Source organism: Streptomyces sp. NPDC047014, assembly GCF_040644195.1.
Lineage (GTDB): Bacteria > Actinomycetota > Actinomycetes > Streptomycetales > Streptomycetaceae > Streptomyces.
On record NZ_JBEYVX010000151.1, the window covers coordinates 1 to 8,145 of the forward strand.

6 protein-coding genes, 1 rRNA gene and 1 pseudogene are annotated in these 8,145 nt (G+C 73.0%); 7 read left to right on the forward strand and 1 reads right to left on the reverse strand.

All coding sequences use genetic code 11. The features are described from left to right. From rrf to ABZ873_RS33365, 3 genes and pseudogenes are all read left to right on the forward strand, one after another. A 5S ribosomal RNA gene (rrf, locus tag ABZ873_RS33355) occupies window positions 1–91 on the forward strand; the annotation flags it as partial. Between the two features lie 180 nt (window positions 92–271). Beyond that, a pseudogene (locus ABZ873_RS33360) lies at window positions 272–961 on the forward strand (tetratricopeptide repeat protein); the annotation flags it as partial. Window positions 962–1,678: 717 nt separating this feature from the next. Beyond that, complete coding sequence (locus ABZ873_RS33365; protein ID WP_360880362.1) at window positions 1,679–2,545, forward strand: tetratricopeptide repeat protein; 867 nt, start codon at window positions 1,679–1,681, stop codon at window positions 2,543–2,545. Window positions 2,546–2,671: 126 nt separating this feature from the next. Here the strand turns inward: ABZ873_RS33365 and ABZ873_RS33370 are convergent, their stop codons facing one another. Further along, the gene (locus ABZ873_RS33370; protein ID WP_360880353.1) at window positions 2,672–3,943 is read right to left on the reverse strand and encodes a DUF1015 domain-containing protein; all 1,272 of its coding nucleotides are present in this window, start codon (window positions 3,941–3,943) and stop codon (window positions 2,672–2,674) included. Window positions 3,944–4,030: 87 nt separating this feature from the next. On the opposite strand from ABZ873_RS33370, the gene ABZ873_RS33375 reads away from it, so the two are divergent. The 4 genes from ABZ873_RS33375 to ABZ873_RS33390 all read left to right on the forward strand — a co-directional run bounded on the left by ABZ873_RS33375 (window position 4,031) and on the right by ABZ873_RS33390 (window position 8,144). Beyond that, a complete protein-coding gene (locus ABZ873_RS33375; RefSeq protein ID WP_360880356.1) occupies window positions 4,031–5,116 on the forward strand; it encodes an HAD-IIA family hydrolase in 1,086 nt (361 codons plus the stop codon). 102 nt (window positions 5,117–5,218) lie between these two features. Then, window positions 5,219–6,220 carry an iron chelate uptake ABC transporter family permease subunit gene (locus ABZ873_RS33380; RefSeq protein WP_360880365.1) on the forward strand — a complete coding sequence of 334 codons (1,002 nt, stop codon included), beginning with the start codon at window positions 5,219–5,221 and terminating at the stop codon, window positions 6,218–6,220. A 26-nt stretch (window positions 6,221–6,246) separates the two neighbouring features. Further along, window positions 6,247–7,302, forward strand: a complete 1,056-nt coding sequence (locus ABZ873_RS33385) for an iron chelate uptake ABC transporter family permease subunit (protein WP_360880367.1) — start codon at window positions 6,247–6,249, stop codon at window positions 7,300–7,302. A gap of 32 nt (window positions 7,303–7,334) precedes the next feature. Then, window positions 7,335–8,144: an ABC transporter ATP-binding protein gene (locus ABZ873_RS33390; protein WP_360880359.1), complete on the forward strand. Its 810-nt coding sequence runs from the start codon at window positions 7,335–7,337 to the stop codon at window positions 8,142–8,144. Window position 8,145: the final 1 nt, after the last annotated feature.

Below are 8,145 nucleotides of genomic sequence, written 5' to 3' on the forward strand. Positions count from 1 at the left end.
GCCCGGTTACATTCCGAACCCGGAAGCTAAGCCTTTCAGCGCCGATGGTACTGCAGGGGGGACCCTGTGGGAGAGTAGGACGCCGCCGAACAATCTTTCAAAGGACCCTTGGTCCAGCGTTCAACGCTGGACCAAGGGTCCTTTTTTGTTTTTCCTCTATTTCGCCGAAGCGCGGCCATGGGTTGGTTGCGCGAGAATGACTAGCGGTACCCCGAAGACAGGAGTCACACCCATGTCCAACTCTCCCGACGATCGTCCGGAGCGCGAGCCTCGGCGCAACGACGGTGGTGACAGGGGCGGCTACCGCGGGGGCCGTGACGACCGTGGCGGCGACCGTCCCGCGTTCCGTCGCGACGACCGTGGTGGTCGGCCGGCCGGTGGCGGCGGTTACCGTCGCGACGACCGCGGCGGGCGTCCCGCCGGCGGTGGCGGCGGTGGCGGCTTCCGCCGTGACGACCGTGGTGACCGTGGCGGGGACCGTCCGTCCTACCCGCGTCGTGACGACCGTGCTGGCGACCGTCCTTCGTACCCGCGTCGGGACGACGACCGCGGTGGTTACCGTGGTGGCCGTGACGACCGTGGTGGGGACCGTCCGTCCTTCCGCCGCGACGACCGGGGCGAGCGCTCCTTCGGCGGCGACCGTCCGTCCTACCCGCGCCGTGACGACCGCGGTGGCGACCGTCCCGCGTTCCGTCGCGACGACCGCCGCGATGACCGTGGTGACCGCGGTGGGGACCGTCCGTCGTACCCGCGTCGTGACGACCGTGGTGGCGAGCGTCCCTCGTACCCGCGTCGGGACGACGACCGTGGCGGCTTCCGTGGCGGTCGCGATGACCGTGGTGGGGACCGTCCGTCCTACCCGCGTCGTGATGACCGGGGCGGCGACCGTCCCTCCTTCCGCCGTGACGACCGTGGTAGCGACCGTCCCTCCTACCCGCGTCGGGACGACGACCGTGGCGGCTTCCGTGGTGGCCGCGATGACCGTGGTGGCGACCGTCCGTCCTACCCGCGTCGCGATGACCGGGGCGGCGACCGTCCCTCCTTCCGTCGCGACGACCGGGGCGAGCGTCCCTCGTACCCGCGTCGTGATGACCGTGGTGGCGAGCGTCCCTCGTACCCGCGTCGGGACGACGACCGTGGCGGCTTCCGTGGCGGTCGCGATGACCGTGGTGGGGACCGTCCGTCCTACCCGCGTCGCGATGACCGAGGCAGCGACCGTCCCTCCTTCCGTCGCGACGACCGGGGCGAGCGTCCCTCGTACCCGCGCCGTGATGACGACCGTGGCGGCTTCCGTGGTGGCCGCGATGACCGTGGTGGCGACCGTCCTTCGTACCCGCGTCGCGATGACCGTGGCGGCGACCGTCCCTCCTACCAGCGTCGTGACGACCGCGGTGGCGACCGTCCTTCGTACCCGCGTCGGGACGACGACCGCGGTGGTTACCGTGGCGGCCGTGATGACCGTGGTGGGGACCGTCCGTCCTACCCGCGCCGTGACGACCGTGGCGGCGACCGTGGTGGGTTCCGTGGTGGCCGTGACGATCGCGGTGGTTACCGCGGCGGTCGCGATGACCGTGGCGGCGACCGCGGGGACCGCGGCTACCGGGCGGACCGCGACCGGGACCCGGTCAAGCGCCTCCCCATCGACGAGGACGTCACCGGCCTGGAGATCGACGCCGACGTGCGTCAGGAGCTGCTGAGCCTGCCCAAGGGTCTGGCCGAAGAGGTCTCCAAGAACCTGGTCATGGTCGCCCGTCTGATCGACGAGGACCCCGAGCAGGCGTACGCGTACTCGCGCATCGCCCTGCGTCTGGCCTCCCGCGTCGCAGCCGTCCGCGAGGCCGCCGGCTTCGCCGCGTACGCGACGCAGAAGTACAGCGAGGCCCTGGCCGAGTTCCGCGCCGCCAAGCGCATGACCGGCTCGGTCGAGCTGTGGCCCGTCATGGCCGACTGCGAGCGCGGCCTCGGCCGTCCCGAGCGGGCGCTGGCCATGGCCGGCGAGCCCGAGGTGCAGAAGCTGGACAAGGCCGGCCAGGTCGAGATGCGTCTGGTCGCGGCCGGTGCCCGGCGGGACCAGGGTCAGCTCGACGCGGCCATCGTGACCCTCCAGAGCCCCGAGCTGGCCTCCAGCGCCGTCCAGCCGTGGACCGCGCGCCTGCGGTACGCCTACGCCGACGCCCTCCTGGCCGCCGGTCGTGAGGACGAGGCCCGCGAGTGGTTCGGCAAGGCCCTCGAAGCGGACAAGGACGGCGCCACCGACGCCTCCGACCGCCTCGCGGAGCTCGACGGCGTCGAGTTCGTCGACGCCTCGGCCGATCAGGACGAGGACGACGTCCGCGGCCAGGACCTGGACGACGAGGACCTGGACGACGACGAGGACGAGGACGACGACCAGGACGAGGACGACGACGAGGACCCGGCCGAGGTCGCCGCGGCCGAGCGTGCCACCGACGTCACCGAGTACTACGACGAGGACGACGACGAGTACGAGCCGCTGGAGCGGCCCTCGGACGACTCCGACGCGCGCGGCGGCTCCGACAAGGGCTGATCCCCGCCGAGGCCGAGGCGAGGTCGAGCTGAGGTGAACAAGAAGAAGGGCGGTACCCCCACCGGGGTACCGCCCTTCTTCGTCTCCGCCCGCCCGCTAAGGCCAGCCCGCTCAGGCCCCGCCCGCTCAGGCCAGCCCGCGCAGCACCAGCCCCGTCGCCGGCTTCGGCCCGAAGGACGTGGACTTGCGCGGCATGGTCACGCCCTGCCGGGCCAGGTCCCGTACGACCTCTTCGCGTACGGGATGCAGCAGGACGGCGGTGCCCCCGTGCCGCTCCGCCATGGCCACGGTCGCGGCGGCGTCATGGATGTAGGTGATCTGGTCGGGGGTGTCCGGGATGTTCCAGAGGCCGTCGAGCAGGGTCGCGTGGAGCACGGTGGCGTCCAGGCGGCGCCATGCCTCGGGCCGGTCGTGGCGCACGGTGCGTTCCAGCAGGGCCGGGTCGGGATCGGTGACCAGGTGGAAGCTGCCGTCCCCGGCGACGAGGAAGGCGTTCCCGCGTTCCGAGGCGTCGGCCAGGGCCTCCAGGGCCAGCGGCAGCGGGCCCTGGACCGGCCGGATCCGGAAGTGCTCGCGGACCGCCGCCAGGGCGTCGGCCACCGGGAGGCGGCGCAGCATGCGGTGGATGGCGCGGACCTGGAGGGGGTAGCGGGCGGTGTCCACGAGGAGGACGAGGCCGAAGTCCCAGGCGGTGGGCGAGCCGTGCTCCTCCTGGAGGCGCAGGTAGGTGGCCCAGCGGTGGTGTCCGTCGGCGATGAGCGCCTGGCGGTGGCCGAGATCCGCGGTGACGGCGGCGAGGTCGTCCGGGTCGGTGAGGGCCCACAGGCGGTGCTGTATGCCGTCCTCGGTGGTGGTGCACAGCAGCGGCCGGCTGCGGGCGGTCCGCTCGACGACGGCGGCGGCGCCCGCCGCCGGGTCGTCGCCGCGGTAGGTGAGGAGGAGCGGTTCCAGGTTGGCGGAGGTGGCCCGCATCAGTCCGGCCCGGTCGGTGACCACGTCCGGCATGACGTCCTCGTGGGGGAGGACGATGCCCGCGTCGGCGGTGGACAGGGCGAGCGCGCCGATGACCCCGCGCTGGAGCAGCCCGACCCGGCGCTGTTCGTACACGTACAGGGCGGGTTCGGGGTCGGCGCTGAGGACGCCCTCGGTGAGCCATTCCCGCAGGGTCCGCGCGGCCTGCTCGTTGCGGGCGGCCGGGGTGCCGGCCTGCGGGAGGATCAGGCGGACGATGTTGTGCGGGTCGGCGGACTGGAGGTGGTCGACTCCGTCGGGGCGTACGACCACGTCGTACGGGGGCGAGGTGACGGCGGCGAGGCTGCCGACACGTTCCGGGACGTAGCGCAGGCCGTGGAAGGGGATGAGGCGCAGGCCGTGGTCCGCGGTGCCAGAAGTGGTCATTGGTGCATGGTAAATCGCGTCTCGCCATGCGGGATGATCGGGGCAGTACGGAATCGGACATGATCGATCGCGTGAGGAGCGGCAAGGATGACCCGGCAGATCAGGACCAGTCCGGCGGCGTGTGAGCAGAGTCTGCACCAGGCGTACGACACCGCTCTGCTGGATCTCGACGGTGTGGTGTACGCGGGCGGCGAGGCCATCGCCCACGCGGTGGAGTCCCTGGGCGAGGCCCGGGCGGCGGGCATGCACCTGGCGTACGTGACGAACAACGCGCTGCGGACCCCGGACGCCGTCGCGGAGCACCTGGGGGAGCTGGGCATCCCGACCGAGGCGGGCGAGGTGATCACCTCGGCGCAGGCGGTGGCCCGGCTGATCGCGGAGCAGGTGGAGCCGGGGTCGAAGGTGCTGGTGATCGGCGGGGAGGGGCTGCGGGTCGCGCTGCGCGAGCGCGGTTTGGAGCCGGTGGAGTCGGCCGACGAGGAGGGGCTGGCGGCGGTGGTGCAGGGCTACGGCGGCCCGGACCTGCCGTGGGGCCGCTTCGCCGAGGCGGCGTACGCGGTGAACCGGGGCGTGCCGTGGTTCGCGTCCAACACCGATCTGACGATTCCGGGCACGCGCGGGATCGCGCCGGGGAACGGGGCCGCGGTGGAGGTCGTACGGATCGCCACGGGTGCGGAGCCGCAGGTGGCGGGCAAGCCGCTGCCGCCGATGCACCGGGAGACGGTGCTGCGGACGGGGGCCGAGCGGCCGCTGGTGGTCGGGGACCGGCTGGACACCGACATCGAGGGGGCCTTCAACGGCGAGGTGGACTCGCTGCTGGTGCTGACCGGGGTGACGGACGCCGGGCAGCTGCTGCGGGCCGAGCCGCGGCACCGGCCCACCTATGTGGACCGGGACCTGCGCGGGCTGCTGGCCGGGCAGCCGGAGGTGGAGCCGGTGGACGAGGGCTTCCGGTGCGGGGGCTGGACGGCGGTCGCGCTGAACAACGGGGTGCTGGAGCTGCGCGAGGCGGGCGCGGGCGGCGCGGGCGGCGGTGAGGACACCGGCGCCGGGGATCCGCTCGACGGTCTGCGGGCGCTGTGCGCGGCCGCCTGGACGGCCGCCGGGGACGGGGTGTGCACACTGGACGCGGCGAAGGCACTGGCCAGGCTGGGGCTTGGGCCGTACGGGTGATCCGTGCGGGGTGGAGGGTAGGCTAACCTAACCTCCGTGTTGGTCGACAGTCCCCCCGAACCCGAACGGAGCGCGGCGCCCGAGCAGGGCGCCGACGCCTCCGTGGCCCGCCCCCGCCGTGCCCCGCGCATCGCCGGGCTGGCCGCCGCCCTGGTCGTGCTGGCGCTGATCGCGGTGCTGAGTATCGCCGTCGGCGCCAAGCAGATGCCCCTGGACGAGGTCTGGCACGGCCTCTTCGACTACTCGGGGACGCCCTCCGACGTGGTGGTGCGCGATCTGCGGATCCCGCGCACCCTGCTCGGCCTGATGGTCGGGCTCGGGCTGGGCCTGTCCGGTGCGGTCATGCAGGCGCTGACCCGCAATCCGCTGGCCGAGCCCGGCATCCTCGGCGTGAACGCGGGCGCGGCGGCGGCCGTGGTGTCCGCGATCAGCTTCTTCGGCGCGAGCTCGCTCAGCGAGTTCGTGTGGTGGGCCTTCCTCGGCGCGGCCGTCGTCTCGGTCGTGGTGTACGTGCTCGGCGGCAGCCGCAGCGCCACACCGGTACGGCTCGCCCTCGCCGGTACGGCGGCCAGCGCGGCCCTCGTCGGCTACATCAACGCGGTGCAGCTGATGGACAGCAAGGCGCTGGACAAGCTGCGGTTCTGGACGGTGGGTTCGCTGGCCTCGGCCAATATGGACACCGTCCGGCAGGTGGCGCCCTTCCTGCTGCTCGGCGCGCTGCTGGCGCTGTCGCTGGGCCGGCCGCTCAATGCGATGGCGATGGGCGACGACACGGCGCGCGCGCTCGGCGCGCACCTGACGCGGACCCGGATCCTCGCCATGGTCGCGATCACCCTGCTGTGCGGGGCGGCGACCGCCGCGTGCGGGCCGATCGTCTTCATCGGGCTGATGATCCCGCACCTGGTGCGGGCCTTCACCGGGCCGGACATGCGCTGGGTGCTCGCGTACTCGGCCGTGCTGTCGCCGGTGCTGCTGCTCGGGGCCGATGTCATCGGCCGTGTCGTCACCCGGCCCGCGGAGCTGCAGGTCGGCGTGGTGACCGCGCTGATCGGCGGACCCGTCTTCATCTACCTGGTTCGGCGCAAGAGGATGGCCCAGCTGTGACCGCGACCGACACCTCCCGCGCCCCCCTGCCCGCCGCACCCCGCCGCCGCGGACCGCGTCCGCTGCGCCTGCCCGGCCGGGTCTCGCTGCGCATCGAGCGGCGCGCCCTGGCCGTGGCCCTGCTGCTGGCGGTGGCCGCGCTGGGGATGGCCGTCCTGCTCATCGGCACCGGTGACTTCGACATCGCGCCGTGGGACGTGGTCCAGACCCTGCTGGGCAACGGCACCCCGGCGAACGACTTCATCGTCAACGACCTGCGCCTGCCGCGGGTCCTGGTGGCGCTGCTCGTCGGCGCCGCCCTCGGCATGGCCGGAGCGGTCTTCCAGTCCGTCTCCCGCAATCCGCTGGGCTCCCCGGACCTGCTCGGTTTCAGCTACGGCTCGGTGGTCGGCGCCCTCGTCGTCATCATCCTGTTCAAGGGCGACGCCACCGCGGTGGCGGTCGGGGCGCTGGTCGGCGGTCTGCTCGCCGGAGCCGCCGTCTACCTGCTCGCGTACCAGAAGGGCATCCACGGCTACCGGCTGGTGCTGGTCGGTATCGGTGCCTCCGCGATGCTGATCGCCGCGATCCAGTACCTGATCACGAAGGCCCAGCTGATCGAGGCCACCCGGGCCATGGTGTGGCTGACGGGCTCGCTGGCCGGCCGGGACTGGGCGCAGGTGTGGCCGCTGCTGGCGACCTGCGCGGTGCTCTTCCCGCTGGTCCTCGGCCAGGGCCGGGCGCTGCGGATGATGGAGATGGGCGACGACGCCGCCTACGCGGTCGGGGTACGGGTGGAGCGCACCCGGCTGCTGCTGATGCTGGCGGCGATCCTGCTCACGACCGCGGCGAGCGCCGCGGCGGGGCCGATCAGCTTCGTCGCGCTGGCCGCGCCGCAGCTGGCCCGGCGGCTGACCCGCTCGCCCGGCGCGAACCTGCTGACCGCCGCCCTGATGGGCTCGGTGGTGCTGATGGTGTCCGACTGGGCCTCGCAGCGGGCCTTCGGCGCCGACCAGCTTCCGGTGGGTGTGGTGACCGGGCTCGTGGGCGGCGTGTACCTGCTCTGGCTGCTCGTCACCGAGCGCAAGGCGGGACGTATATGACTGCGACTGACAGCGATCTGAGGAGTACGGAAGTGCAGCGGCTGACCGCGGAGAACGTGACGCTCGGCTACGACCAGCGGGTCATCGCCGAGAACCTGTCGGTGGAGATCCCCGACAACTCCTTCACGGTGATCGTGGGCCCCAACGCCTGCGGGAAGTCGACGCTGCTGCGGGCCCTGTCCCGGATGCTCAAGCCGTCGGCCGGGCGGGTGCTGCTGGACGGGCAGGCCATCGGCTCGCTGCCCGCGAAGAAGGTGGCCAAGACCCTCGGGCTGCTCCCGCAGTCCTCGATCGCGCCGGACGGCATCACGGTGGCCGACCTGGTCTCGCGCGGCCGGTACCCGCACCAGGGGCTGCTGCGGCAGTGGTCGCCGGAGGACGAGCGGGTGGTGAACGAGTCGATGGCCTCCACCGGGGTCGCCGAGCTCGCGGACCGGGCCGTGGACGAGCTGTCGGGCGGGCAGCGCCAGCGCGTGTGGATCGCGATGGCGCTGGCCCAGCAGACCCCGCTGCTGCTGCTGGACGAGCCGACGACCTACCTCGACATCCAGCACCAGATCGATGTCCTGGACCTGTGCGCGGAGCTGCACGAGGAGCAGGGGCGCACGCTGGTCGCGGTGCTCCACGACCTCAACCACGCCGCCCGCTACGCCACGCACCTGATCGCGATGCGCGGCGGGAAGGTGGTCGCGGAGGGGCCGCCGCAGGAGGTGGTGACCGCGGAGCTGGTGGAGAAGGTGTTCGGGCTGCGCTGCCAGGTCATCGACGACCCGGAGACGGGGACGCCGCTGGTGGTCCCGGCCGCGCGCAAGGCCCGTACGCTCGCCGCGCCCGCCGGCTAGC